Origin of the sequence: Lysinibacillus sp. NPDC097195, from assembly GCF_044762075.1 — a bacterium.
Taxonomy (GTDB): Bacteria; Bacillota; Bacilli; order Bacillales_A; family Planococcaceae; genus Lysinibacillus.
Window position 1 is genome coordinate 239,730 of the sequence record NZ_JBIWDP010000001.1, and the last position, 26,400, is coordinate 266,129.

Below are 26,400 nucleotides of genomic sequence, written 5' to 3' on the forward strand. Positions count from 1 at the left end.
GACTATAAATGTTAGTATCATTAGAATGGTTAAAAGATTATGTAAGTACACAAGGTTTAGCGCCTGAAGAATTAGCAGAAAAAATTACACGTTCTGGTATAGAAGTAGACGCTGTAATTGACCGTGCGAGCGGTATGGATAAAATCGTTGTCGGCTATGTTGTATCAAAAGAGAAGCATCCTGAAGCCGATAAATTAAATATTTGCCAAGTCGATGTTGGGGAAGAACAGCCACAGCAAATTATTTGCGGCGCACCAAACGTTGATGCAGGTCAAAAAGTCATCGTTGCACGTCCAGGTGCACATTTACCAGGTGGCATTAAAATTAAAAAAGCAAAACTTCGTGGACACGAATCAAACGGCATGATTTGTTCATTACAAGAGCTTGGTATTGAAGGCAAGTTAGTACCGAAAGCATATGCAGAAGGCATTTATGTTTTACCTGAAGATGCACAAGTAGGCGCTGATGCACTAGCGCTTTTAGGGCTTCGTGATACAGTGCTGGAGCTTGGCTTAACACCAAACCGCTCTGATGCCCTATCAATGTTAGGTGTAGCGTATGAAGTGGGTGCCATTCTTTCCGAAGAAATTAAGTATCCTGAAATCACTTATTCTACTTCTTCTGAAAAAGCGGAAGACTTACTAAAGCTGCGCGTAGAAGATTTACAAGCGAACCCTATGTACGTAGCGAAAGTTGTGAAAAACGTCAAAATTGCAGAGTCACCAATGTGGTTACAACATCGCTTAATGGCTGCTGGGGTACGTCCTCACAATAATGTTGTCGATGTGACAAACTATGTTTTAATGGAATATGGTCAACCACTTCATGCATTTGACTACGATAGCTTAGCAACAGGTGAAATCGTTGTTCGTAAAGCAACGGAAGGTGAAAAAATCACCACTTTAGATGATCAAGAGCGTACATTAAAGGCAACTGATTTAGTCATTACAAATGGCAAAGAGCCAGTGGCAATTGCAGGGGTAATGGGCGGAGCAAATTCCGAAGTAACAGCATCTACCACTACCGTTGTTATTGAATCTGCGTATTTCGATGGCTTAACAGTGCGCCAAACTTCACGTAACCTAGGTCTTCGCTCCGATGCATCAGCTCGCTTTGAAAAAGGCGTTGATCCAAACCGAGTTGTGCCTGCCGCTGAACGCGCTGCTGCATTGCTAGCTGAATTAGCAGGCGGTGAAGTGTTAGAAGGTACTTGTATCGTAGATGAGTTAGATAAAACGCCTGCACGTGTTGTAGTCTCTCCAGACTTTATTAACGAACGTCTTGGCATGAAAATTTCTTTAGAAGATATGCTGTCTATTTTAGAGCGATTAAAATTTGGTGTAGAAGCAGCAAATGGCTTATTAATTATCGATGCACCGACTCGTCGTCAAGATATTAAAATTGAAGAAGATATCGTAGAAGAAATTGCACGTTTATATGGTTACGATGAAATCCCTATGACTTTACCAGAAGGTGCCAACCAAGTTGGGCAATTGACTTCTTATCAAGCGAATCGTCGTGTTGTGCGTAGCTATATGGAAGGGGCAGGGCTATATCAAGCGGTCACTTATTCATTAACATCTGATGCATTATCCCAACGCTTTGCACTAAAGGCGGAACCAGTAACACGCTTATTAATGCCAATGAGTGAAGATCGTTCAACACTTCGTCAAAGCTTAATTCCACATTTGATTGAAGCGGCAGCATATAACGTGGCGCGTAAAGCAGATAGTGTGGCATTATACGAGGTTGGTTCTGTCTTCCTAGGTCAAACAGAAGAGGGACTACCGTATGAAGAAGAGCATGTTGCGGCTGTGTTAACAGGTAAATGGTTAGATCATGCTTGGCAAGGCGAGAAAAAGGAAGTAGACTTCTTCGTCCTAAAAGGTATTATCGAGGGTGTAATTGGTAAGCTTGGTTTAACAGAGCGTATTGCATTTGTGAAATCAGAAGTAGCAGGCCTACATCCTGGGCGTACAGCTAGCATTTTATTAGATGGCGAACAAGTAGGTATAATCGGTGGTTTACATCCTGCGGAGCAAAAAACATGGGGTGTCAAAGATACGTATGTGATGGAAATGAATTTAGTTGCTCTATTACAAGCAAACGCAAGTGAAGCACCACTTGGCTATAAACCAGTTCCTCGTTTCCCAGCAATGTCTCGTGATATTGCACTAGTTATGGATCGTGCAACAGCAGCGGGTGAAGTTATTTCTGCTATTCGTTCAGCAGGTGTGAAACTGTTAAAAGATATCAAAGTGTTCGATGTTTATGAAGGTGAAAAAATGGAAGCAGGTAAAAAATCTGTTGCCTTCTCATTAACATACTTCGATCCAGAGCGCACGTTAACAGATGATGAAGTAGTTGCTGCACATAATAAAGTGTTAAAAGCAATTGCGACAATTGAAGGAACAGAAGTGCGTTAGTTTGTACTAATTTTAACAAGCTGTCTCGAAAGTATAGACAGCTTAAAGTGTGACAAAAGGCATCAAGAAGTTTACTCTTGGTGCCTTTTGTCTTTTTTATTACTCATTTAGTTGATTGGAGCGGAGGGCTGGCGACTCCTGCGGGAAAGCACACACGTAAGACGCAACATCCCCGCGCGTTAGCGAGGGTTGCGGCTTACGTGTGTGCCCGCGGAAAGCGTCCAGCCTGAAGCGGAAATCAACGGCAGAAGACCTTTTAAATTTATTTTAACTTCCGAGCTTTTTCCGTATTGGCAAAATGCCATTTTGTGATGGAGCGTAAAAATTCCTCGCCTTGTCCACGCCAAATGCGTGCAGCTAAGGCATCAACCTTGCTAGATGCGCCTTTTTGTAATTCTACGCCAGCGAGCTCACTCAGTCGATCCATTTCCTTTAAGAAAGCCGCACGTGCCAAAATGGAAGCGGTGGCGACTGCCACGTGCAATTGTTCCGCTTTCGTTGAAAAAAGTACGTCCTCTCTGACCACTTCACGCTCATTTTTTAAGTAATTGTAATAGACGCCACGTTCGGCAAACTGATCAATTAAAATATGTGCAGGTTTTTCGGGAGCCATTTTAGCCAGTGTATGTCCAAGTGCTTTATTGTGCATCATCGCTTTCATTTTTCCTTGAGAGTAGCCTTTTGCCTGTAATACATTATATTTTTCGTTGCGTAAGACAAGCACACTATGAACACAAGCGGCACGTAAATCAGGTGCTATTTTGCGCATATAATCATCTGTGAGCATTTTAGAATCTTTCACACCTAGCTCATTTATGAGTTCTATTTTGGAAGAGGGAACGTAAACGGCTGCCACGGTAATCGGACCGAAATAATCACCAGTTCCTGTTTCATCAGAACCAAGCACAGACATTGACGCAAAACCATCCGGAAGCTTATCCCCTTTTGTCCCAACAGCAGAAGACTTTTGCGTAGTGGCTACCCCTGAAGTACTCCAACGTGCCGCTTCACGCTCAGCGCCGCCTCCTTGAAACATACATTTCCCTGATTTATACATCGTAATCGCTGTATCAGGTAGTTTTGCAGCAAAGACAACACCTGGAGCTTTGCGTTCCACATAATAACTTGCGTAATAAGACATCACCTCTTTTTGTGCATTTGTTGAAATTAAAAGTACAATATTTGACATTTAACCGTTCCTTTCTATCCTCATTGTTCACAATTTTATACCTTTCATGGTATGATAATATATAGCTTTTTTGTGTGGATGTTGCTCATTACTGATAAAATAGTGAGCAAAAAGATTTTATTGGAGGGTGCGACTATGGAAAATCAAGAAAAGAACAAAATTTCTGTGGAAATATATGGTCATACATATAAAATGGTCGGCTCCGAATCCATTGGACATATGCGACTTGTCGCTTCTATTGTTGATGATCGTATGCGCGAAATGAATTTACATAATCCCTCACTTGATAGCACAAAGCTTGCCGTCCTTACAGCTGTAAATACGGTGCACGAATATTTACTCTTAAAAGAGCAAATAGAATTACTAGAAGAAGAATTGAAAAAATTAAAGGGTTGAAGTGAATGCTAGATTTAATCATATTAGTAGTTCTAGTAGTTGGACTGCTAGTCGGGGCAAAACGCGGCTTCATTGTACAAATGATGCATATTGTCAGCTTTGTCGTTGCCCTCGTTGTTGCGTATATTTATTATAAGCCATTAGCACAGAAATTTGTGTTTTGGGTGCCATATCCAGGTGTTACGGATTCGGGGAGCCTTGCCGTTGTCATTGACAGCTTGGATTTAGACCGGACGTTTTACCGCGTCATTGCCTTCGCAGTTATTTTCTTTGTGGTGAAGATTTCATTGCAAATTGTGGCATCTATTTTTGATTTTATTGCATATTTACCAGTGTTAAATATGGTGAATCGATGGCTTGGTGCCCTATTTGGCTTGATTGAAAATTATTTAATTTTGTTTATTGTGTTGTATGTTTTGGCATTAGTACCACTTGATTTGGTGCAAAATTTAATGTCGAAGTCGTTCTTATCAGGCCTCATGTTGGAACATACGCCGATTATTACGAAGATGTTCCAAAAATGGTGGTATATTTACCTCCATGCTTCTTAACAATTGGAAATCTACGCATGGAAAATTGAATGTAGTGTTCACTTGTTTGTCCGTAGAAATCTGCTAACTGGCAAAGGTGCTGTTAGGACACAGCTGTTTTGTGCATGCACAACCGTCATGAATAGGCAATAGTAAATGATGCACTTCTCTCGGACTAGAGGGAAGTGTTTTTACGATAGGGGGAATTCAAAAATGAACAAAAAAACAATCATTCGTACATTAGAAAAAATTGCATTATATATGGAGTTACAGGGCGAAAATCCATTTAAAGTTTCCGCCTTTCGCAAAGCTGCTGCTGCACTTGAAGGTGACGAGCGTTCCTTAAGTGAAATGGAAGATGTTACAAAGTTAAAAGGAATAGGTAAAGGCACGGCGGCTGTTATTGAAGACCTAATTGAGACAGGAGAGTCTAGTCTCTTAAAAGAATTACAAGAAATCGTACCAAAAGGGTTACTGCCATTATTGAAGTTGCCTGGCTTAGGTGGCAAAAAAATTGCTAAGCTTCATCAGGAGCTAGGTATTGATTCGGCTGAAAGTTTACAAGCTGCATGTGAGGCCGGCAAAGTACGCGAACTAGCAGGCTTTGCAGCGAAAACAGAAGAAAAAATTTTAAAAGAGCTAGCGAATTTCGCCAATCGTTCGGAACGATTGCCAATTTGGCAGCTGGAGCCTGTTGTTTTACAAATTGAAGCACTTCTCGGTAGTATGGAAGAAGTAACACGTTTTTCCGTAGCTGGAAGCTTCCGCCGAGCAGCAGAAACGAGTAAAGATATTGATTTTATCGTTGTCACGGAAAAGGTGGAGGCAGTGCGTGAAAAATTATTAAGTGAACTTGCGATTCAAGAAGTAGTGGCTGCAGGGGATACAAAAATTTCTGTGATTTTAGATTTAGAGGATCCTGTAAGTGTTGATTTTCGCCTAGTGCAAGATGTAGAGTATGCGACAGCCTTGCATCATTTTACAGGTTCAAAGGATCATAATGTACGCATGCGCCAACTTGCCAAAGCTCGTGGTGAGAAAATTAGTGAATACGGTGTAGAGCAAGCAGATGGTTCTGTACTGACGTTTGAAGACGAAACGGCATTTTTTGCACATTTTGATTTGCCATTTATCCCACCTAGCTTACGAACAGGTTCAACGGAGTTTGATCGCCAACATGAAGTAAAGGATTTAGTGAAGCTAGAGGATATAGTTGCCGATTTGCATATGCATACGACATGGTCAGATGGTGCGTATTCTGTTGCGGAAATGGGCGAGGCATTAATTACACGCGGGTATCAATATGGCGTTATTACAGATCACTCTCAGTATTTAAAAGTGGCAAATGGTTTAACACCTGCAAGGTTAGGAAAGCAACGAACGGAAATTGACGCATTTAATGAAGCCCATCCAAACTTTTATTTATATGCAGGAACAGAGATGGATATTTTACCAGATGGTTCGTTAGATTTTGATGATGAAGTGCTACGTCAATTAGATTTTGTTATTGCCTCAATTCATTCCAGTTTTACACAATCTCAGGATAAAATTATGGCGCGTTTACACACGGCGATGCAAAATCCATACGTGCATATGATTGCCCATCCGACAGGTCGCATTATTGAGGACCGTGCTGGTTATAATCCAGATATAGCACAGTTAATTGAATGGGCGAAGGAATATGGTAAAATTTTAGAGTTAAACGCCAATCCTTACCGATTAGATTTATGTGTGGAGCATTTAGAAATGGCTGTTGCGGCAGGTGTACCTGTTGCGATTAATACCGATGCCCATGATATTGCTCATTTACGTTTTATGGATATTGGCGTGCGTTATGCAAATAAGGCATGGCTAAAAAAAGATATGATTGTCAACACATGGACGCGGGAACAGTTTGAGGCGTTCATTCGACGAAATAAATAGGTTGAGGAGGTGTTCTCAGTGATCGCAGAACGCGCATTGAAAACACTAGAATATGACAAAGTACGTCAACAAGTGGCTACATACTGTACTTCTTCAATTGGCAAATCTGCTATTGATGAGCTTGTACCACAAACTGATTATGAAAAAGTAGTGCAATTGCTAGAAGAAATGGATGAGGGACTCTCCATTTTACGTGTGAAAGGCAATGTGCCAATGGGTGGTATTTTTGATGTGCGTCCTGCTGCAAGACGTGCCCAAATTGGAGGCATGCTGTCAGCGATGGAATTAATGGAAGTGTCTAGCACAATTCGAGCTAGCCGTATTCTTCGTAATTTCCTGGAGGATTTAGAGTCCGAGGAAGTCGTTGAAATTCCTCATTTTATTGCTAAAAAAGAAATGATGCCTGTACTTACAGGCTTACAGCATGAAATTAATAACTGTATAGATGATAACGGTGCTGTGTTAGATTCAGCCAGCCAAACATTGCGTTCCATTCGTCAATCGTTGCGCGCTGAAGAGGCTAAAGTGCGTTCGAAGCTTGAAAGCTTAACGCGTGGGAGCAATGCATCAAAAATGCTGTCGGATGCCATTGTAACGATTCGTAACGACCGTTATGTTATTCCTGTTAAACAAGAATATCGCCACCATTATGGCGGCATTGTGCATGACCAATCGTCATCTGGTCAAACATTATTTATCGAACCGGATTCGGTTGTACAAGCGAATAATGAAATTCATCAACTGAAAATGAAAGAACAAACTGAGATTGCCCGCATCTTGCTTGCTTTAAGTGCAATGGTTGAGGAAGTGGCACCTGATTTATTTAACTTAGTAAAAATTTTAGGTGAAATTGATGTTATTCTAGCAAAAGGCAAATATGGTCAGGCGAATAAATGCACGATGCCGAAAATGAACAAGGATGGCTATATCCGACTTGTACGTGCACGGCATCCACTATTACCAATTGAAACGGCTGTGGCTAATGACATTGAATTTGGTAAAGACATTACAGCCATTGTCATTACAGGACCAAACACGGGTGGTAAAACGGTTACTTTAAAAACAGTTGGCCTATGTACGTTGATGGCACAGGCTGGGTTACCAGTACCGGCATTAGATGGTTCAGAACTAGCGGTATTCGAGCAACTTTTTGCAGATATTGGTGATGAACAATCAATTGAACAATCGCTATCAACATTCTCGTCTCATATGGTAAACATTGTCGACATTTTACAGCAATTTGATCATGAATCACTTGTGCTATTCGATGAATTAGGGGCCGGCACGGATCCGCAAGAAGGTGCTGCCTTAGCGATTTCTATTTTAGATGAAGTGCATGGTCGTGGCGCTCGTGTTATGGCAACGACGCACTATCCTGAATTAAAAGCATATGGCTATAATCGCCCTGGCGTTGCCAATGCAAGTGTAGAATTTGATATTGAGACGTTAAGTCCGACTTACCGCTTACTGATTGGGGTGCCAGGTCGCTCCAACGCCTTTGAAATTTCGAGTCGTCTTGGCTTACCAGAATCGATTATCGATCGTGCTAAAAACTTTACAGGTACTGATCGACATGAGGTGGAATCGATGATTGCTTCTTTAGAAGCAACAAGACGTCAATCCGAAGACGATGCTGAGCGCTCTCACGATTTACTATTAGAGTCCGAGGCACTACGCAAAGAGCTTCAGGACAAGCTTCAAGCATATGAAGAGCGCAAAGAAGCACTGGATAAAAAGGCCAAGGAAAAAGCGCGTAAAATTGTGGATGAAGCGAAAAGAGAAGCGGAATCCATTATTGCCGAACTACGAGAAATGCGCAAAAACGCTGATCAAGTAGTAAAAGAGCATGAGTTGATTGAGGCGCGTAAACGATTAGAAGAGGCGACACCGCTTGAGCACAACAAAGTCTTGAAAAAAGCAGCGCAAGTAAAGGCGCGTGCACAAAACTTGGTTGTCGGCGATGAGGTAAAGGTGTTAAGCTATGGTCAACGAGGAACTTTGCTTGAAAAAGTATCGGATGTGGAATGGGTTGTACAAATGGGCATTTTAAAGATGAAAATTGCTGATACAGACCTGGAATACATTAAACCAGAGAAAGAGCCTGTACAACGAATAGCTGGTGTGAAAAATCGAGATAGCCATGTGAAATTAGAGTTAGATTTACGTGGGGAGCGCTATGAGGATGCAATCATTCGTACTGAAAAATATATAGATGATGCGCTGCTTGCAAACTATGGCAGAGTGTCGATAATCCACGGAGTTGGAACAGGTGCATTACGTCAAGGCATTCAAAGTTACCTGAAAAAACACAAACGGGTGAAATCCTTCCGTTTTGGAGAAGCAGGCGAAGGTGGATTTGGCGTCACTGTAGTGGAGTTGAAATAAGCTGTAAAGGGGACGGAGAAAATGCTAAATTCTAGCTTTTGGCGATATCCAATTATCGAAACGGCAGGATATTTTAGTGTTGTTGTGTTATGTTTAGTCGTCTCGATGGCATTGTTCGAAGTCGTTACGAAATATAAAAATTGGGAAGAAATAAAAAATGGTAATGTGGCTGTGGCGCTTGCTACGGGCGGCAAAATATTAGGTATTTGCAATATTTTCCGTTATTCTATTGCTCGCCATAGTACGCTTAGTGAGATGATTGGTTGGGGACTATTTGGCTTTACGTTACTAATTGTGGCGTATTTCTTATTTGAATTTATGACACCGCGTTTTAACGTGGATCAAGAAATTGCCAATGACAATCGCTCAGTAGGTTTTATTTCCTTTACGATTTCAGTCGGTCTATCGTTCGTTATTGGGGCAAGTATTGCATAGGAGTGTTATGAGATGGAAAAATTAGCGAAAGTTCTAATCGTAGTCTGCATCGCATTTTTGGCAGTTGGTGTCTATTATATGTTAACCGTGTAAGTTTATAATGCAAAAAAAACTGTAGATATACTTGAAATGTTCAAGTTTTATCTACAGTTTTTTTTTGAACAATTAAAATTTGACGGCATCGCCATAAACAGAAAGTGAATTACCAATAAAGCAGTGGAAACCCCCATCGACAGGGACTATATCGTCAATAAACTGCTAAAAACACAACAATTCCCGGCAATAAAAGAATTTACAATGAAATAAACTGTTATTTTAAAATAGAAATTTGAAGCGTTTCAGTTCTAGATAAAACGAAACAATGAATGTATATTCATTAGGTAGGATAACAAAATAACCTTTAGATAGTAGTTATATAAATGTTGTGAAATGCATAATAATTAATCGAAAATGCATTTATTTTCTATTTTTGTGTTTGAAAGTGTATTTCTTTTTCATTATAATTAAATTAAGTATTTACAAAGTTTGGGACAAAGGGGAGAGGACGTATGACAGCAAAACCGTGGCTAGCAAATTATCCTGAAGAAGTACCACCGTCTTTAACGTTTGAGGAAATTCCTGTGCAAGAGTTTTTGACACGTGCCTATGAAAAAAAGCCAACTAAAGTGGCTATTCATTTCATGGGTAAGGATTTGACGTACACCGAGTTATATGAGTCTGCACTTAAGTTCGCGAACTACTTACAAGCCTTAGGAGTAGAGAAGGGAGACCGTGTGGCAATCATGCTACCAAATACACCCCAAAGTGTAATCGCTTACTATGGTGCAATGTATGCCGGTGCGGTCGTCGTACAAACGAATCCACTTTATACGGAACGTGAATTGCAATACCAAATGGCCGATTCGGGTGCAAAAGTCATCCTCGTAATGGACATATTGTATCCACGCGTCATGAAAATCATGAAAGAAACCGCTCTAGAAAATGTCATTGTAACTGCCATCAAAGATTACTTACCATTCCCAAAAAACTTAGTATATCCATTTATTCAAAAGAAACAATACGGCTTTAGCGTAAAAGTTGAGCATAGTGGACAAAATCACTTATTTACAGAAATAATGAAATCTGCACCTGTCAAAATGATCGATGTGCCATTCGATTTTGAAGAAGACCTAGCTTTGCTTCAATATACAGGTGGAACAACAGGCTATCCAAAGGGTGTCATGTTAACGCATAAAAACCTAATTGCCAATACGACAATGTGTGATGCATGGATGTATCAATGTGTCCATGGCGAGGAAACCATTATGGGCGTGCTTCCATTTTTCCATGTCTATGGAATGACAACGGTGATGCTACTAACTGTCTTCACCCAAAATAGAATGGTATTATTGCCAAAGTTTGATGCGGAAACTGCATTGAAAACAATCGATAAGCAAAAACCAACATTATTCCCTGGAGCGCCGACCTTATATATTGGTTTATTAAATCATCCGGATATTGCTAAATATGATTTATCGTCTATTAAGGCATGTTTAAGTGGCTCTGCTTCATTACCAGTAGAACTACAGGAACAATTTGAAGCGGTCACAGGGGGGAAGCTTGTCGAAGGGTATGGCTTAACCGAAACGTCTCCAGTAACGCACGCAACGCCTATTTGGGGGAAACGTGTCATTGGCTCAGTGGGCTTACCGTGGCCAAACACGGATGCGGTCATTTTACGAACTGGTGATACGGAACAACTTGCAGTCGGTGAAATCGGTGAAATTGCCGTTAAAGGACCTCAAATTATGAAAGGATATTGGAATCGACCAGAAGATACGGCTGCCACTTTTGCAGATGGTTGGTTTTTAACTGGTGACCTTGGCTATATGGATAAGGATGGATTTTTCTATGTGGTCGACAGGAAAAAGGATTTAATTATTGCAGGTGGCTTTAATATTTATCCTCGTGAAGTCGAAGAAGTTTTGTATGAACGTGAAGAAATCCAAGAATGCGTAGTAGCAGGTATCCCAGATCCATATCGAGGAGAAACGGTGAAAGCATATATTGTAGTAAAAGAAGGATATTCGATTACTGAAGACGAATTAAATAAATACTGTCGTCAGCACTTAGCTGCATTTAAAGTGCCACGCTATTATGAATTCCGAGATGAACTACCAAAAACAGCAGTCGGAAAAATTTTACGTCGTTCCTTAGTAGATGAAGAAAAAACAAAAATAGCGAATAAAGAAGCAAAATAACTACGTGTTAAAGTATTGACAAGCGTCCATGTAAAATATAATATGAAAATATGAATGAATAACCATTCATATTTTCATATTTTTTTGTTTGCAGGAAAATACCCCTCGTATGGAGGGATCAATCAAGATAAATATGGAAGTAATGAAGCGTATGTATGTTTTTAGGTGGTGATATAAAATTGAAACGAGATAAGCCAAAATATAAGCAAATTATTGATGCAGCTGTCTTCGTTATTGCAGAAAATGGGTATCACCAAGCGCAAGTATCGAAGATTGCTAAACAAGCAGGGGTAGCCGATGGAACGATCTATTTATATTTTAAAAATAAAGAAGATATATTAATTTCTGTCTTTAATGAAAAAATGGCTGTTTTTGTAGAGTCATTACAAGATATAATAGAAAATGGAAGTACGTCGAAAGACAAACTTTCAAGAATGATTGAAAACCATTTTAAAGTTCTAGCTACAGATCGATCCCTAGCAACCGTCACGCAATTAGAACTTCGACAATCTAACAAAGATTTACGGCAAAAAATCAATGGTGTTTTAAGAGATTACTTACAATTGCTCGATCAGATTTTAATTGACGGTATGGTTACAGGTGAGTTCAACCAAACGATGGATGTGCGCTTAGCGCGTCAAATGGTATTTGGCACGATAGACGAAACCATTACGTCGTGGGTGATGAATGACTATCGATATGATTTGATGGAACAAGTTCCAAAAGTTCAGGCATTAATACTGAACGGCATTAAAGCATAAAAGGATGTGGAGAAATGGAATTTCTAAGTTGGAAAGTAGAAGATGGCGTAGCGATTGTGACAATTGCCCGTCCTCCAGCAAATGCACTATCTCGCGGAATCATTGCTGAAGTAGATGCTGTGCTTGATGCCGTAGAAAACGATGACACAGTACGTGTCCTTGTACTTCATGGTGAAGGCCGTTTCTTCTCAGCAGGTGCAGACATTAAAGAATTTACAGAAGTGCAATCTGGAGCGGAATTTACAAAGCTTGCAAGTAATGGGCAGCAAGTATTCGAACGTGTTGAATCATTTGCTAAGCCAGTCATTGCAGCTATTCATGGTGCCGCACTTGGCGGTGGGCTAGAACTAGCTATGAGTTGTCATATGCGCTTTGTAACTGAAACTGCAAAACTAGGCTTACCTGAACTACAACTAGGGCTAATACCTGGCTTTGGTGGCACACAACGTTTACCACGTTATGTTGGAGTGGCAAAAGCAGCAGAAATGATGTTTACAAGCGAACCGATTTCAGGTGCAGAAGCTGTGCAGTGGGGTTTAGCTAACCGTGCATTTACAGATGAAGCATTACTTGATGAAACATTAAAGGTAGCGAAAAAAATTGCGAAGAAGAGTCCAATTGCCTTAAAAGAAGCAATTCAAGCATTGCAATATGCGAAACCCGCTTCATTTTATGAGGGTGTTGAAGCAGAAGCGAAATCCTTCGGTACAGTTTTTGTTTCAGAAGATGCCAAAGAAGGCATTCAAGCATTTCTTGAAAAACGCGAGCCTGTGTTTACTGGCAAATAGTTTACCATCAGTATTGATAACGACACAAAGGGGAGCTTGTCGATGCTGAAAATATATAATATTTACAAGTTTACTTGGGAATTTAAAAAACGTTGCAGGGGGTATGAAATATGAACATTTTTGCATTAATTAAACGTACGTTTGATACGGAAGAAAAAATCGTTGTGTCAGGTGGTAAAATCCAAGAGGACGGCGCTGAATTCATTATTAATCCTTATGATGAATACGCAATTGAAGAAGCAATCCAAGTTCGTGACGCAGCTGGTGGTAAAGTAACAGTTGTGACGATCGGTGGCGAAGATGCGGAAAAGCAATTACGTACAGCGTTAGCTATGGGTGCCGACGAAGCGGTACTAATTAATACAGAAGATGATTTAGATGAATTAGATCAAAATGCTGCTGCTTTCATTTTAGCAGAGTATTTAAAAGATAAAGATGCTGACTTAATTTTAACAGGAAATGTGGCAATTGACGGTGGTTCAGGTCAAGTAGGTCCACGTGTTGCAGATTTATTAGGCATCAACTATGTTACAACAATTACTAACCTTGAAATCGATGGCACATCTGCAAAAATCGTGCGCGATATCGAAGGGGATTCAGAAGTGATTGAAACGTCTTTACCACTACTAGTAACTGCTCAACAAGGTTTAAATGAGCCACGTTACCCATCATTACCAGGCATTATGAAAGCGAAGAAGAAACCGCTTGCAGAGCTTGAATTAGATGATTTAGATATCGATGAAGATGATGTTGAAGTAAAAGTAGAAACAGTCGACATTTACCTACCAGCTCAAAAAGCTGCAGGTCGTATTTTGGAAGGCGAGCTTGCTGAACAAGCAAAAGAGCTAGTCAACCTACTTCATTCAGAAGCGAAAGTAGTTTAAGTGTTAGCGCAAATCGAATCTTAAAGGGTAACGGAGGGAATATACTATGTCAAAAAAAGTATTAGTATTAGGTGAAGTTCGTGAAGGAAGCTTACGTAATGTATCTTTCGAGGCAATTGCTGCAGCAAAACAAATCGCTGATGGTGGCGAAGTTGTTGGTGTTCTTTTAGGAGATGCGGTTGCAGGGTTAACAGGGCCATTATTTGAGCATGGTGCAGATCGTGTTGTTACTGTAGAGCATCCACATTTAAAACAATATACATCAGATGGCTATGGACAAGCATTACTTGCTGTCATTGAGCAAGAAAATCCAGCAGGTATTGTCTTTGGTCATACAGCAAACGGTAAAGATTTATCTCCAAAAATTGCGAGTAAATTACAAGCAGGTCTTGTATCGGATGTTACAGCAATTGAAGGTGCCGGAGATGATGTTGTATTCATCCGCCCAATCTATTCAGGTAAAGCTTTTGAAAAGGTAAAAATTAAAGAGGGTATTGTATTAGCATCAATTCGTCCAAACAATATTGCTCCTTTAGAGAAAGCGGCAGGTAAAGCAGGCGATGTTTCCTCTGTTGCTGTTGACATTACGAACCTACGAACAATCATTAAAGAAGTTGTACGTAAATCATCAGAAGGCGTAGATCTTTCAGAAGCGAAAGTAGTTGTAGCTGGTGGTCGTGGTGTAAAATCAGAAGAAGGCTTTGAACCATTAAAAGAATTAGCTGATTTACTTGGTGGCGCAGTTGGTGCATCTCGTGGTGCATGTGACGCAGAGTACTGTGATTATTCTCTGCAAATCGGTCAAACAGGTAAAGTAGTGACACCTGACCTATACATCGCAGCAGGTATTTCAGGAGCGATTCAACATTTAGCTGGTATGTCAAACTCGAAAGTAATCGTTGCTATTAATAAAGATCCAGAAGCTAATATCTTCAAGGTAGCTGACTATGGTATTGTAGGGGATTTATTCGAAGTAGTACCATTGCTAATCGAAGAATTTAAAGCGTTAAAAGTGAACGCATAAGCTAGGGTTTATCCCTAGCTTTTTAACTGTATTGAATGGGCGAAAGGGTCCATACATAGCAAAACAATGGATGGTCATTGACGTAGAACCTAAATTATACAGTACAGGCAGATTGTTCGCTCAAGCTAATTTATCCATGCTATACTACAAGCGTAGTAAGATTAAGGAGGATTTCAAATGGCAATTGTACATGCAACAGATGCAACGTTCCAAGATGATATTAAAGAAGGCTTAGTATTAGTCGACTTTTGGGCTGCTTGGTGTGGACCATGTAAAATGATTGGTCCAGTTCTTGAAGAAATGGATGCTGCTGGTAGTGCGGCTAAAATCGTCAAAGTAGACGTGGATAACAACCAAGGTACTGCAGCACAATACCAAATCATGTCTATTCCTTCACTGCTTTTATTCAAAAATGGTGAATTAGTAGACAAAACTGTTGGTTTCCAACCAAAAGAAGCTTTAGAAGCATTTATCGCAAAACATGCTTAATTTGTTTTAAAAAAGAGCTGAGCCATCTTTAGATGTGCTTGGCTTTTTTTCGTTATATAATAAAAGATAAGATAACGCTATACGCTCCTTTTTCATGCATGATGTAAAAAGGGCAATGCGCAAAAGGGAGGCAGGTAGGCGATGAATGATTTAATAAAACGGAAGCTTGAGATTTTACCTGATCAGCCTGGCTGCTATTTGATGAAGGATCGACAAGGGACAATTATTTATGTCGGTAAAGCAAAGGTACTAAAAAACCGAGTGCGTTCCTATTTTACTGGAACTCATGAAGGAAAAACGCAGCGTCTCGTTGGAGAAATTGAGGATTTCGAGTACATTGTGACATCCTCTAATTTAGAAGCGCTTATTCTGGAGTTAAACCTTATTAAGCTACACGATCCTAAATACAATATCATGCTGACGGATGATAAAACGTATCCATATTTAAAAATTACGAATGAAAAACACCCAAGACTTATTACAACGCGTAAAGTAAAAAAAGATAAAGCTAAATATTTTGGGCCATATCCAAATGCATATGCAGCAAGTGAGACGAAAAAGCTGTTAGACAGACTCTACCCACTTCGCAAATGTGTACAATTACCTTCAAAGGTTTGCTTGTATTATCATATGGGACAATGCTTAGCACCTTGTGTGAAAGATATTAATGCACAAATTTATCACGATATGATTGAAGATATGACGAAGTTCTTAAATGGTGGCGTTGAGTCTGTTAAAAAAGAGCTGGAAGAGAAAATGATGGCGGCGGCAGAACAGCTTGAATTTGAACGTGCGAAGGAGTTTCGCGATCAAATTGCCCATATCGAAACCGTTATGCAAAAGCAAAAAATTGTGTCCAGTGATACAACGAACCGAGATGTTTTTGGTTATGCAGTTGAAAAGGGCTGGATGTGCGTGCAAGTGTTTTTCGTCCGTCAAGGGAAGCTGATTGAACGAGATGTATCGATTTTTCCGATTTATCAGGATGTTGAGGAAGAATTTTTAACATTTGTCGGGCGCTTCTATGAAAGACCAGAGCATATTAAACCAAAGGAAATTTTCATTCCGCATTCTATTGATGCAGCCATTTTAACGGAGTTATTAGGTGTAAAAGTACTGACGCCAAAACGCGGACAGAAAAAAGAGCTCGTTGAATTAGCTATGAAAAATGCCGAAATCGCCGTTGCAGCAAAATTCCAATTGATTGAACGCCAGGAAGAGCGAACAATTGGTGCATGTGAAGCTTTGGGCGAAGCCATGGGAATTTCAGTGCCGCTTCGTATTGAAGCATTTGATAATAGTCATATGCACGGGACGGATGCAGTATCAGCAATGGTTGTCTTTATAGATGGTAAACCTGCTAAAAAGGAATATCGTAAATACAAAACACGAACTGCTGCAAAGCATGACGATTACGGGGCAATGCAAGAAGTTATTCGTCGCCGCTACACGCGGGTATTAAAAGAAGGTTTGCCACTACCTGATTTAGTGCTAATTGATGGTGGTAAGGGACAAATGGAAGTGGCACGAGAGGTGCTAGAAGATGAACTAGGTCTTGTCATTCCAATTGCGGGCTTAGCGAAAGATGATAAGCATAATACATCACAGCTGTTATTTGGTGATCCGCCAGAAGTGATTGGATTAAAACGAACGAGTGACGGCTTTTATTTACTACAGCGCATTCAAGACGAAGTACACCGTTTTGCCATTACGTTTTTACGTCAACAGCATGAGAAAAATGCTATTCAATCAGTTCTTGATGGTATTGAAGGGATTGGGCCAAAGCGCAAGCAACAATTATTAAAGCATTTTGGCTCTGTCAAAAAAATTCGTGAGGCAAGTGAACTTGCGCTACAAGAAGCGGGGATGCCAGCAAACTTAGCCAACAGCATATACAGTTATTTTCAGCAACAGTCATTGTCAAAGGATTAGACATATGCTATGGTTGAGGTAGATTGTAGAAATGGCAATGTAGTCATGTTCTACCATGCCCAAAGGAATACCTTCCTAAGGGTAAAAATTAAATATTCACTATTATAAGTGATGATAGAGGTGCAAGATTCAATAGTAACACATTGGAGGATGGACAAATCCAGTGATAATGTGTGAAAGGGGAGCTTGCCGAAGTGAAGTATTGTTGTTTCCGATACTTTGCTGGTTTTGCATTTAATAGATGTAAGACTGTCGAATCTTGACGTTTCGGAGAGCTATCACACATGCGCAAGCTATTTTATTGTACATGTTGCAGGCAGCTTTCACGTTATGTGAGGGCTGCCTTTTTGCTGTTCTAGAGACGAAACGATAAAAGGAGAATGATGAAGATGAGGAGTATTGTACTGAAATTCGGCGGGCCAGCGATTGCCTCAACCGAGCGTATTCAAGAGGTCGCTAACATCGCAATAGCTAAAAAAGAGCTTGGTTATCATGTAGTAGTGGTAACTGCTGCGATGGGACGTACCGCAAAAGAATTAGCGAAAACGGTAAGAGAAATATCAGATGAGGCTTCAAAACGAGAGATGGATGTACTGCTGTCGACGAGTTCCCAACTTTCAAGCGCACTTTTTGCCATTGCTTTACAGGAGGCGGGCCATGATGCAGTGTCATTAACGGGCTGGCAAGCTGGTGTGCAGACGGATGCCAAACATTTTCATGCTCGTATCGACGATATCGATGTACGTCGCATGCAAGAGCATATGAAGCAAGGGCAAATTGTAGTCGTTGCAGGAGAACAGGGGATAAATGCCGCACACGATATTACCACACTTGGTAAGGGTGGAGCTGAAACAACAGCAGTCGCTATAGCGGCGGCATTAGAAGCAGAACGTGTAGATATTTATACAAATGTTGATGGCGTTTATACTGCAGATCCTCGATATATTGAAAAAGCAAGAAAATTAATGGAGATTTCATATGATGAAATGCTTGAGTTATCTCATTTAGGTTCACATATTTTACATCCGCGGGCAGTGGAGCTCGCCAAGAAATTTAAAATCCCGGTTATTATCCGTTCGAGCGTAGATGAGATAGATGGTACTTTATTGAAGGAGGAAGTTGTAATGGAGAAAAATTTAATTGTACGTGGTGTTGCTTATGAGTCGGATGTCATTCGCCTTACGATTGGTTATGATACATACTCCACTGCATCATTAGCAGATATGTTTGCGATATTGGCAGAAAATCGCATTAATGTAGATATAATAGTACAAGCCATTATTGAAGGTGTGAAGCCATCCGTATCGTTTACTATTTTAAAAGAAGAATTTGCTGATGCTTTACGTGTACTAGAAGATAGCAAATTGTCACTCGGTTTTAGTTTTGCTGATTTTGAAATTGGTTTAGCGAAAGTGTCCATTATAGGCTCAGGTATGGCATCAAATCCAGGAGTGGCCGCTCGTATGTTTGACCGTTTACGCCGGGAGGATATAGCAGTGAAAATGGTTAGCACATCGGAAATTAAAGTGTCGGTTGTAGTGCCACAAGACGAGATGATTCGCGCTGCAAACGCCTTACATGACGAGTTTAATTTAGCAGAGGACATTCTCGAAAATTCATAAACATTATGAATAGGGAATACCACCTTGGCGATTCTATCTTATGTGTTATTTAGTATGAATTAAATAGCAGTGATTCCGGCAGAAAAGCATAAAAAAAGTAGAAAAAAGTGTTAGATTGATTGCAGCCAATCTAACACTTTCTCTCTGTTATCCTAGTTTATTCATTTGGTATTGTATGCATAATGCGTTCTTTAACATCCCATTTAACTGTAAACGTGATGAGCTGTTGCTTTTCACGCTTCTCATCATAACATTCAGTGAGGTAACCTTTTGCTTGTTGGATTTGTTCAGCAATAAAACCTGCTTCTAATCTGAAACTGCGATTATGAATTTGCAATAGTGTCGGTTCATTCGTTAAGTGGAAAATACGTCCATCTCTAGATTCCTTTGTTAATTCAAGAGTACCCCAGCTCGCATCTGCGAAAAATGTGATAAGTTCCTCTTGACTTTTACAAGGAAACTTCCGTGCAAGTTCCTTTCCAGCCCAATAAAGTACGTCATTTTCATGTTTACCGAGAATAGAAGATAGGATGTGATCACGGATTAACTCATATCCAAATGATGAGATTGTATTAGATGGATTATTTAACATAGAAATCCTTCTTTCTTAGAATTTTCTTATAATAGCGCCGATAATGTAAAGATAGAGTTTTCGAGAAAAAACGACACGTTATGTACTAGATTGCTTCTATAATAAGGGCTAGCAAAAACTCTATGTTACCTTGACGCTCGTAGCTCTTGAGAGTACAATAAACATGTCATAATATTGTACCATGATGAAATACACAGTCAATGGAGTATCATTTACAAAATGGTGACGACTTTTGGTGTGCTATTTTAAGTACTAAGGGGGGTAACAGTCTTGTCGAAAGATCGAGAGTTTTTATGGCGTCGCTTACATTCTCTACTTGGGATCATTCCAGTAGGTCTGTTTTTAACGATGCACCTATTCATTAACTTTACAGCAACAGGCGGAGCAGAGAGTTACAATGATGCTACCGCAGTAATGGAAAAAATTCCATTTCTTATCCTAGTCGAGTGGATTGTCATCTACATTCCATTAATGTTCCACGCATTTTATGGTGTGTACATTGCATTCACAGCAACACCTAATACGGGGCGTTTTAGCACATACCGTAACTGGATGTTCTCATTACAACGCTTCACGGGTGTATTTTTAGTAATCTTCATTGCATGGCATATTTTCCAAACTCGTATTCAAAAAGCGCTTGGTACACACGTTGATTACGACATGATGGCAAATATCGTTGCGAATCCATTTATGCTTGGATTCTACATTGTTGGTATTATATCAGCAACGTTCCACTTAACAAATGGTTTGTGGTCATTCTTAGTAAGCTGGGGTATTACACAATCACCACAGTCTCAAAAGATTGCTACTTATGTAACAAACATTCTTTTCGTAATTTTAAGTGTAGTTGGTGTGGCTGCTATTTTAGCTTTCGTTTAATTTAATATAATAGAAGCTACTATAAGAGTGCATGCAATCATTGCAATTTTTTAAGAGGAGTGAGAAATAATCATGGCGAAAAGCAAAATAATTGTTGTCGGCGGCGGTTTAGCTGGTCTGATGGCAACGATTAAAGCAGCTGAAGTTGGTACTGAAGTTGATTTATTCTCATTAGTTCCTGTAAAGCGCTCACACTCTGTATGTGCGCAAGGCGGAATTAATGGTGCCGTAAATACAAAAGGTGAAGGGGATTCTCCTTGGATTCACTTTGATGATACAGTATATGGTGGGGATTTCTTAGCGAACCAACCACCAGTTAAAGGTATGTGTGATGCAGCTCCTGGTATTATTCACTTAATGGACCGCATGGGTGTAATGTTCAACCGTACACCAGAAGGTTTACTTGATTTCCGTCGTTTCGGTGGTACGTTAATGCACCGTACAGCGTTCTCAGGTGCAACAACTGGTCAGCAATTACTATATGCATTGGACGAGCAAGTTCGTTCTCATGAAGTAGCTGGTTTAGTTAACAAATATGAGCACTGGGAATTCCTTGGTGTAGTTATCGATGATGACGGCGTTTGTCGTGGTATCGTAGCACAAAATATGCGTACAGAAGAAATTCAATCATTCCGTGCAGACGCTGTTATTATGGCGACTGGTGGCCCTGGTATTATCTTCGGTAAAACAACAAACTCTGTTATTAACACAGGTTCTGCTGCTTCTATCGTATACCAACAAGGTGCTTCTTATGCGAATGGTGAGTTCATTCAAATTCACCCAACAGCGATTCCTGGGGACGATAAAAACCGTCTAATGTCAGAATCTGCTCGTGGTGAAGGTGGACGTATTTGGACTTATAAAGACGGTAAACCTTGGTACTTCTTAGAAGAAAAATACCCTGCATACGGTAACTTAGTACCACGTGATATTGCTACACGTGAAATTTTCGACGTATGTGTAAACCAAAAGCTTGGAATCAACGGCGAAAACATGGTATATCTAGATCTTTCTCATAAAGATCCACACGAATTAGATGTAAAACTTGGTGGTATCATTGAAATCTACGAAAAATTCGTAGGAGATGACCCACGTAAATTACCAATGAAAATTTTCCCTGCAGTTCACTATTCAATGGGTGGATTATGGGTTGACTACAACCAAATGACTGAAATTCCTGGTCTATTCGCAGCGGGTGAATGTGATTACTCTCAACATGGTGCAAACCGTCTTGGTGCTAACTCATTATTATCTGCTATTTATGGCGGTATGGTTGCTGGTCCAAACGCAGTAGATTACGTTAAACATCTGAAAAAGCATGCTGAAGATGTATCACAAGATATTTACGATGGTCGTGTTAAAGAAGAGCAAGCGAAATGGGATGCTATCATGAAAATGGACGGCACAGAAAACGCTTACTTACTTCATAAAGAGCTTGGTGAGTTAATGACAGCTACAATGACAGTTGTACGTTTTAACGACCAACTTGAAGAAACGTATAAAAAACTTGGCGAATTACAAAAACGTTGGGAAAACATCAACATCAACGATACACAAAAATGGAGTAACCAAGGTGCTCACTTTACACGTCAGTTGAAAAACATGCTTTACTTAGCGAAAGTAATGACAAAAGGTGCATTACTTCGTAATGAATCTCGTGGTGCGCACTATAAACCAGACTTCCCACAACGTGATGATGAAAACTTCTTAAAAACAACAATGGCGAAATTCGATCCAGCTACTGGCGAGCCAATCATCACTTATCAAGAAGTAGACGTATCATTAATCCCACCACGTAAACGTGACTACTCTGCGAAAGGAGACTAAGGATTATGGAAATCGCAGCTAATACTGGAAGAATGGTAAAAGTTGAAATTTTACGTCAAGATACACAAGGTGGCCAAGGCTACTGGCAGAAATTCGAAGTTCCTTACCGTCATGGTATGAACGTAATTTCTGTATTAATGGAGATTCAAAAAAACCCGGTGACAGCATCTGGTGAAAAAACTACACCAGTTTCTTGGGACATGAACTGTCTTGAAGAAGTTTGTGGTGCTTGTTCAATGGTTATTAATGGTCGTCCTCGTCAATCATGTTCAACACTGATTGATCAATTGACTGAACCAGTTCGCCTTGAGCCAATGAAAACGTTCCCGGTTGTACGTGACTTACAAGTTGACCGCGATCGTATGTTCAATGCACTGAAAAAAGTGAAAGCATGGGTACCAATCGATGGTACTTATGATTTAGGTGAAGGTCCACGTATGCCTGAAGGTAAACGTCAATGGGCTTATGAATTATCTAAATGTATGACTTGTGGGGTTTGTATGGAAGCGTGTCCAAACGTGTCTGAGAAAGCTGCATTCATTGGACCAGCACCATTATCACAAGTACGTCTATTTAACACTCACCCAACAGGTGCAATGATTAAAGACGAACGTTTAAATGCAATTATGGGTGACGGCGGTCTTGCTAACTGCGGTAACTCTCAAAACTGTGTAGCTGCTTGTCCTAAAGGTATTCCTTTAACAACATCTATCGCATCTTTAAACCGTGCAACAACAGTGCAAATGTTCCGTAACTTCTTCGGTTCTGACCACTACGTTGACTAATAGTACATGGCAACTCCCATACACAATCGTGTATGGGAGTTTTTTTATAGACTGTTAGACAGAGGATAGTAGCAGAATCAAGAATAAAGGCTGAAATATCTGATTTTTCTATCATAATATAGCATCTTCCTTTATAATGAATTTGTATTCATTTTTATGCTAGTAAAATAGGAAGAGTATCACAGGGGAATAAATTTAAAGGGGATGGTTACATGAAAGCAAGTTATATTAAAGATTTTGATAAATGGTTGGACGATTTTTCATTTTTTACGGAGGTCCGTGTTCGTTTTTCAGAAACGGATATGTATGGTCATATGAACAATACAGTTAGCTTTACATACTTTGAACAAGCTAGAATAGAATATTTTAGACATCTCGGCCTACTCATGCCTTCTGCAACGGATGATGAAGTTAAGGGTATTCCGATTGTAGCAGATTTACAATGTGATTATCGCAAGCAAGTTTACTTTGATGATGTATTGCGCATCTATACAAAGGTAGCCACTGTAGGAAATTCTTCAATGGATATTCATTACTTAGCGAAAAACCAAAACAATAAGGTTTGCTTTACCGGACGAGGTACCATTGTACAAATGGACCCGCGAACAGGAAAGAGCGTCCCACTAGCAGAGGATGAAAAAGTGCGCTTAGCTGCTTTGGCAAGAATTTAACTTACAAAAAGCATGCTGCTTCGGCTGTACGTAAATTGCGGATGAGACATTTTTAATTCTTTTTTAATTCGTTTCTTGGCCTTTTATAGAAGAACATTCGATTTTTTTGTGGAAACTACGTGTATTCATGAAAATAGCCGTCACCGCTCATCACTCCTTAACATAAGTTACAATACGTGCGGGGGAGGAGGGTGTGACTGAAAATGAATGGCTCTCATCATCGTTCTCTTTTAACAAACCGAGAACGTGAAATATTTGCGCTTTTATTAGCTGAAAAAACAACGAGGGATATTGCAGAGCAACTTGGTATTAGTGAAAAAACAGTGCGCAATCACATTTCCAATACAATTCAAAAGCTAGGTGTAACAAATCGATCTCAGGCGTTAATTGAGCTGTTACGCTTAGAAGAATTCAAATTAGACTAATGGACACTTGCTATTTCATAAAAAAAACGACAAAATAGAACTATTCAACGTATTTTTAGGAGTGGAATAGTTATATGTCGGATGAAGTAACAAAGCACTCACCTGAAACCGTTGCAACGGTTGAAAAGGAATTACGCTATATTGCGGCCATTGTGAAACAAAAAGGTAGGGAAATTGTTTCGCAATATGCGATTACGCCGCCACAATTTGTTGCATTACAGTGGTTAGAAGAGCTTGGAGATATTACAATTGGCGATTTATCAAACCGTTTATACTTAGCTTTTAGTACAACAACAGATTTAGTGGACCGAATGGAGAAAAATGAATTAGTCAAGCGCGTGCGAGATGAAAATGATCGCCGGGTTGTTGTCGTTCATCTTCTCGAAAAAGGCGAACGTATTATTCAAGAAGTTATAGAAAAAAGACAGCAATATTTGAAGGAAATGCTTGTAGAATTTAACGAACAAGAAGTCGCGCAATTATCAAGCTATTTAGAAAAACTACATGTACACATGAAACAGGATTGAGGCGGAAAGTATGAATGCCCCGATAGGCGTTATTGATTCAGGAGTAGGCGGTTTAACCGTAGCAAAAGAAATAATCAAACGATTACCAAATGAAACGATTTATTACATTGGTGATACAGCAAGATGTCCCTATGGTCCACGAACTCGTCAGGAAGTACGAAATTTTACTTGGCAAATGGCAAAAGCGCTCGAGAAAATGAATATTAAGATGCTAGTCATTGCTTGTAATACAGCGACTGCAGTAGCACTCGAAAGTTTACAACGTAATATGCCTTTTCCGGTACTAGGCGTTATTAATGCTGGCGCACGTGCAGCTGTAAAGAAAACGAAGCGACATGAAGTCGTTGTGCTTGCAACTGAAGGAACAATTAAGAGTGGGGCGTATGAAGAAGCCTTATTGTCTTTGAATACGTCTACCCACATCATTCCATTGGCTTGTCCAACATTCGTACCACTTGTAGAAAGTGGCGAATATAAAGGCGAATTTGCCAATAATTTAATTGCTGATGGCTTAAAACCGTTAAAAAACGAACAATTTGATACGGTCATTTTAGGATGTACGCATTATCCGATTTTGCAAAAACAAATTGAAGCTGTTGTCGGAGAAGATGTTTTCGTGCTATCTTCTGCGGAAGAAACAGCAAAGGATGTTGAGGAAATGCTTGCGTATAATGGCACTTTAGCAGATGCAAATGCTAAGCCCGCACATAAATTTTATGCAACGGGTTCTGTGCCAATTTTCCGTTCGATAGCAGAAAATTGGCTGGAACAAGGTACGCTTGACATAAACCGTATTACTTTAAAATAAAAATCAGCTTAGCTTACGAGCTAGGCTGATTTTTTTGCATCCTGTTTTACATAAATAAATAGATAGTAACAAACATCGCCGCACTACCAGCCATGACAAAGACATGCCAAATAGCGTGGTTGTACTTAATACTTTTGTTTTTGTAAAAATAAGTGCCAGCGGTGTAAAAAATACCACCGAGTAACAGTACCATAAAGCCCTTAAATGAGATATAGGCAACTAATGGCTTATAGGCAAAAATAATGAGCCATCCCATGCCAATATAGACAAGCAAGGAGACTTTTTTAAAACGATAGACGAAAAATTGTTTTAAAATAATGCCAATAAAGGCTAGTACCCATTCGATAATAAAAATGCTCAAGCCGAGTTTTCCGCCAACCGCAATTAATGCAATTGGTGTATAAGTTCCTGCAATTAATAAGAAAATGGAGCTATGATCTAATTTTTTTAAAAGTACCTTATGTGTTGGCAATGCATGATATAAGGTCGATGCTATGTATAAACAAAACATCGAAACACCAAAAATAATGTAACTAATAAGCTCCGTACTTGTACCAGTTGTTAAAGCTTTATGCACTAATAAAAGGGTAGCAGGAACAGTTAAAAATGCACCGATTCCATGTGTTAGGGCATTCCAAAATTCTTCCTTCATGGTATAACTATTATGCTCGATTGTTGATTGAGACATGACCATCACCTCTTTCTTTATTATATTACTATAACATGATGAAATTTTCATTGTAGAGGAAAATGTAATGCAATTTATATGATAAATATCATATAGTACGGTTAGTAAATCGTCGCACGAATATAAAATATGATAAAATAAGGGCGCGAAAGATTTTAGGAGGCACGAATAATT

At 39.7% G+C, this 26,400-nt stretch carries 24 protein-coding genes and 1 riboswitch; of the genes, 21 read left to right on the forward strand and 3 right to left on the reverse strand.

Features of this window, described 5'->3' with window-relative positions; genetic code table 11:
- Positions 1-8: 8 nt before the first annotated feature.
- Positions 9-2,426 carry a phenylalanine--tRNA ligase subunit beta gene (gene pheT / locus ACIQXI_RS01210; protein WP_402920690.1) on the forward strand — a complete coding sequence of 806 codons (2,418 nt, stop codon included), beginning with the start codon at positions 9-11 and terminating at the stop codon, positions 2,424-2,426.
- 262 nt (positions 2,427-2,688) lie between these two features.
- Here pheT and rnhC read toward each other — a convergent pair whose 3' ends face one another.
- The gene (gene rnhC, locus ACIQXI_RS01215) at positions 2,689-3,615 is read right to left on the reverse strand and encodes a ribonuclease HIII (RefSeq protein ID WP_402920692.1); all 927 of its coding nucleotides are present in this window, start codon (positions 3,613-3,615) and stop codon (positions 2,689-2,691) included.
- 135 nt (positions 3,616-3,750) lie between these two features.
- Between rnhC and zapA the strand changes: the two genes are divergently transcribed.
- The 13 genes from zapA (at position 3,751) to ACIQXI_RS01280 (ending at position 19,024) form a co-directional block, all read left to right on the forward strand.
- Entirely contained in the window at positions 3,751-4,011 is a 261-nt protein-coding gene (zapA, locus tag ACIQXI_RS01220; protein WP_402920695.1) for a cell division protein ZapA, read from the forward strand.
- Between the two features lie 5 nt (positions 4,012-4,016).
- On the forward strand, positions 4,017-4,562 hold the full coding sequence (locus ACIQXI_RS01225) for a CvpA family protein (RefSeq protein WP_402920697.1): 546 nt from the start codon (positions 4,017-4,019) through the stop codon (positions 4,560-4,562).
- A gap of 192 nt (positions 4,563-4,754) precedes the next feature.
- Positions 4,755-6,464, forward strand: coding sequence for a DNA polymerase/3'-5' exonuclease PolX (gene polX, locus ACIQXI_RS01230; protein WP_402920700.1), 1,710 nt, complete (start codon positions 4,755-4,757; stop codon positions 6,462-6,464).
- Between the two features lie 18 nt (positions 6,465-6,482).
- Positions 6,483-8,849: an endonuclease MutS2 gene (locus ACIQXI_RS01235; protein WP_402920702.1), complete on the forward strand. Its 2,367-nt coding sequence runs from the start codon at positions 6,483-6,485 to the stop codon at positions 8,847-8,849.
- Between the two features lie 21 nt (positions 8,850-8,870).
- A complete protein-coding gene (locus tag ACIQXI_RS01240) occupies positions 8,871-9,284 on the forward strand; it encodes a DUF350 domain-containing protein (RefSeq protein ID WP_010860124.1) in 414 nt (137 codons plus the stop codon).
- A 548-nt stretch (positions 9,285-9,832) separates the two neighbouring features.
- On the forward strand, positions 9,833-11,524 hold the full coding sequence (locus tag ACIQXI_RS01245; protein ID WP_402920705.1) for an AMP-binding protein: 1,692 nt from the start codon (positions 9,833-9,835) through the stop codon (positions 11,522-11,524).
- Between the two features lie 179 nt (positions 11,525-11,703).
- Positions 11,704-12,285, forward strand: coding sequence for a fatty acid metabolism transcriptional regulator FadR (locus ACIQXI_RS01250; protein WP_402920708.1), 582 nt, complete (start codon positions 11,704-11,706; stop codon positions 12,283-12,285).
- A gap of 14 nt (positions 12,286-12,299) precedes the next feature.
- Positions 12,300-13,073: an enoyl-CoA hydratase gene (locus ACIQXI_RS01255; protein WP_402920711.1), complete on the forward strand. Its 774-nt coding sequence runs from the start codon at positions 12,300-12,302 to the stop codon at positions 13,071-13,073.
- 110 nt (positions 13,074-13,183) lie between these two features.
- Positions 13,184-13,957: an electron transfer flavoprotein subunit beta/FixA family protein gene (locus ACIQXI_RS01260; protein ID WP_402920714.1), complete on the forward strand. Its 774-nt coding sequence runs from the start codon at positions 13,184-13,186 to the stop codon at positions 13,955-13,957.
- Between the two features lie 46 nt (positions 13,958-14,003).
- Positions 14,004-14,981 carry an electron transfer flavoprotein subunit alpha/FixB family protein gene (locus ACIQXI_RS01265; RefSeq protein ID WP_402920717.1) on the forward strand — a complete coding sequence of 326 codons (978 nt, stop codon included), beginning with the start codon at positions 14,004-14,006 and terminating at the stop codon, positions 14,979-14,981.
- Positions 14,982-15,158: 177 nt separating this feature from the next.
- The gene (gene trxA / locus ACIQXI_RS01270; RefSeq protein ID WP_024363864.1) at positions 15,159-15,470 is read left to right on the forward strand and encodes a thioredoxin; all 312 of its coding nucleotides are present in this window, start codon (positions 15,159-15,161) and stop codon (positions 15,468-15,470) included.
- A gap of 141 nt (positions 15,471-15,611) precedes the next feature.
- The gene (uvrC, locus tag ACIQXI_RS01275) at positions 15,612-17,402 is read left to right on the forward strand and encodes an excinuclease ABC subunit UvrC (RefSeq protein WP_402920720.1); all 1,791 of its coding nucleotides are present in this window, start codon (positions 15,612-15,614) and stop codon (positions 17,400-17,402) included.
- A 107-nt stretch (positions 17,403-17,509) separates the two neighbouring features.
- Positions 17,510-17,688: riboswitch (Lysine riboswitch) on the forward strand.
- Between the two features lie 103 nt (positions 17,689-17,791).
- On the forward strand, positions 17,792-19,024 hold the full coding sequence (locus tag ACIQXI_RS01280) for an aspartate kinase (protein WP_402920723.1): 1,233 nt from the start codon (positions 17,792-17,794) through the stop codon (positions 19,022-19,024).
- 157 nt (positions 19,025-19,181) lie between these two features.
- Here the strand turns inward: ACIQXI_RS01280 and ACIQXI_RS01285 are convergent, their stop codons facing one another.
- Positions 19,182-19,616 carry a YslB family protein gene (locus ACIQXI_RS01285; RefSeq protein ID WP_402920726.1) on the reverse strand — a complete coding sequence of 145 codons (435 nt, stop codon included), beginning with the start codon at positions 19,614-19,616 and terminating at the stop codon, positions 19,182-19,184.
- 270 nt (positions 19,617-19,886) lie between these two features.
- Here ACIQXI_RS01285 and ACIQXI_RS01290 point away from each other — a divergent pair, with 270 nt between their 5' ends.
- The 7 genes from ACIQXI_RS01290 (at position 19,887) to racE (ending at position 25,538) form a co-directional block, all read left to right on the forward strand.
- Positions 19,887-20,495 (forward strand): succinate dehydrogenase cytochrome b558 subunit, encoded by a 609-nt coding sequence (locus ACIQXI_RS01290; protein WP_402920729.1) that lies wholly within the window; start codon positions 19,887-19,889, stop codon positions 20,493-20,495.
- Between the two features lie 72 nt (positions 20,496-20,567).
- Positions 20,568-22,322 (forward strand): succinate dehydrogenase flavoprotein subunit, encoded by a 1,755-nt coding sequence (gene sdhA, locus ACIQXI_RS01295; RefSeq protein WP_402920732.1) that lies wholly within the window; start codon positions 20,568-20,570, stop codon positions 22,320-22,322.
- Between the two features lie 5 nt (positions 22,323-22,327).
- Entirely contained in the window at positions 22,328-23,107 is a 780-nt protein-coding gene (gene sdhB, locus ACIQXI_RS01300) for a succinate dehydrogenase iron-sulfur subunit (protein ID WP_402920735.1), read from the forward strand.
- Positions 23,108-23,319: 212 nt separating this feature from the next.
- Positions 23,320-23,778: an acyl-CoA thioesterase gene (locus ACIQXI_RS01305; RefSeq protein WP_402920737.1), complete on the forward strand. Its 459-nt coding sequence runs from the start codon at positions 23,320-23,322 to the stop codon at positions 23,776-23,778.
- Positions 23,779-23,981: 203 nt separating this feature from the next.
- Positions 23,982-24,203, forward strand: a complete 222-nt coding sequence (locus ACIQXI_RS01310) for a helix-turn-helix domain-containing protein (RefSeq protein ID WP_004226437.1) — start codon at positions 23,982-23,984, stop codon at positions 24,201-24,203.
- A gap of 74 nt (positions 24,204-24,277) precedes the next feature.
- Positions 24,278-24,730 carry a MarR family winged helix-turn-helix transcriptional regulator gene (locus ACIQXI_RS01315; protein ID WP_402920740.1) on the forward strand — a complete coding sequence of 151 codons (453 nt, stop codon included), beginning with the start codon at positions 24,278-24,280 and terminating at the stop codon, positions 24,728-24,730.
- A gap of 10 nt (positions 24,731-24,740) precedes the next feature.
- Positions 24,741-25,538: a glutamate racemase gene (gene racE, locus ACIQXI_RS01320; RefSeq protein ID WP_402920743.1), complete on the forward strand. Its 798-nt coding sequence runs from the start codon at positions 24,741-24,743 to the stop codon at positions 25,536-25,538.
- A 46-nt stretch (positions 25,539-25,584) separates the two neighbouring features.
- Here racE and trhA read toward each other — a convergent pair whose 3' ends face one another.
- Positions 25,585-26,226: a PAQR family membrane homeostasis protein TrhA gene (gene trhA, locus ACIQXI_RS01325; RefSeq protein WP_402920746.1), complete on the reverse strand. Its 642-nt coding sequence runs from the start codon at positions 26,224-26,226 to the stop codon at positions 25,585-25,587.
- Between the last annotated feature and the right edge of the window lie 174 nt (positions 26,227-26,400).

Coding starts and splice junctions, on each gene's coding strand:
- pheT (WP_402920690.1), top strand. CDS start 9: ATGTTAGTATCATTAGAATGGTTAAAAGATTATGTAAGTACACAAGGT.
- rnhC (WP_402920692.1), bottom strand. CDS start 3,615: ATGTCAAATATTGTACTTTTAATTTCAACAAATGCACAAAAAGAGGTG.
- zapA (WP_402920695.1), top strand. CDS start 3,751: ATGGAAAATCAAGAAAAGAACAAAATTTCTGTGGAAATATATGGTCAT.
- ACIQXI_RS01225 (WP_402920697.1), top strand. CDS start 4,017: ATGCTAGATTTAATCATATTAGTAGTTCTAGTAGTTGGACTGCTAGTC.
- polX (WP_402920700.1), top strand. CDS start 4,755: ATGAACAAAAAAACAATCATTCGTACATTAGAAAAAATTGCATTATAT.
- ACIQXI_RS01240 (WP_010860124.1), top strand. CDS start 8,871: ATGCTAAATTCTAGCTTTTGGCGATATCCAATTATCGAAACGGCAGGA.
- ACIQXI_RS01245 (WP_402920705.1), top strand. CDS start 9,833: ATGACAGCAAAACCGTGGCTAGCAAATTATCCTGAAGAAGTACCACCG.
- ACIQXI_RS01255 (WP_402920711.1), top strand. CDS start 12,300: ATGGAATTTCTAAGTTGGAAAGTAGAAGATGGCGTAGCGATTGTGACA.
- ACIQXI_RS01260 (WP_402920714.1), top strand. CDS start 13,184: ATGAACATTTTTGCATTAATTAAACGTACGTTTGATACGGAAGAAAAA.
- ACIQXI_RS01265 (WP_402920717.1), top strand. CDS start 14,004: ATGTCAAAAAAAGTATTAGTATTAGGTGAAGTTCGTGAAGGAAGCTTA.
- trxA (WP_024363864.1), top strand. CDS start 15,159: ATGGCAATTGTACATGCAACAGATGCAACGTTCCAAGATGATATTAAA.
- uvrC (WP_402920720.1), top strand. CDS start 15,612: ATGAATGATTTAATAAAACGGAAGCTTGAGATTTTACCTGATCAGCCT.
- ACIQXI_RS01280 (WP_402920723.1), top strand. CDS start 17,792: ATGAGGAGTATTGTACTGAAATTCGGCGGGCCAGCGATTGCCTCAACC.
- ACIQXI_RS01285 (WP_402920726.1), bottom strand. CDS start 19,616: ATGTTAAATAATCCATCTAATACAATCTCATCATTTGGATATGAGTTA.
- sdhA (WP_402920732.1), top strand. CDS start 20,568: ATGGCGAAAAGCAAAATAATTGTTGTCGGCGGCGGTTTAGCTGGTCTG.
- sdhB (WP_402920735.1), top strand. CDS start 22,328: ATGGAAATCGCAGCTAATACTGGAAGAATGGTAAAAGTTGAAATTTTA.
- ACIQXI_RS01305 (WP_402920737.1), top strand. CDS start 23,320: ATGAAAGCAAGTTATATTAAAGATTTTGATAAATGGTTGGACGATTTT.
- ACIQXI_RS01310 (WP_004226437.1), top strand. CDS start 23,982: ATGAATGGCTCTCATCATCGTTCTCTTTTAACAAACCGAGAACGTGAA.
- ACIQXI_RS01315 (WP_402920740.1), top strand. CDS start 24,278: ATGTCGGATGAAGTAACAAAGCACTCACCTGAAACCGTTGCAACGGTT.
- racE (WP_402920743.1), top strand. CDS start 24,741: ATGAATGCCCCGATAGGCGTTATTGATTCAGGAGTAGGCGGTTTAACC.
- trhA (WP_402920746.1), bottom strand. CDS start 26,226: ATGTCTCAATCAACAATCGAGCATAATAGTTATACCATGAAGGAAGAA.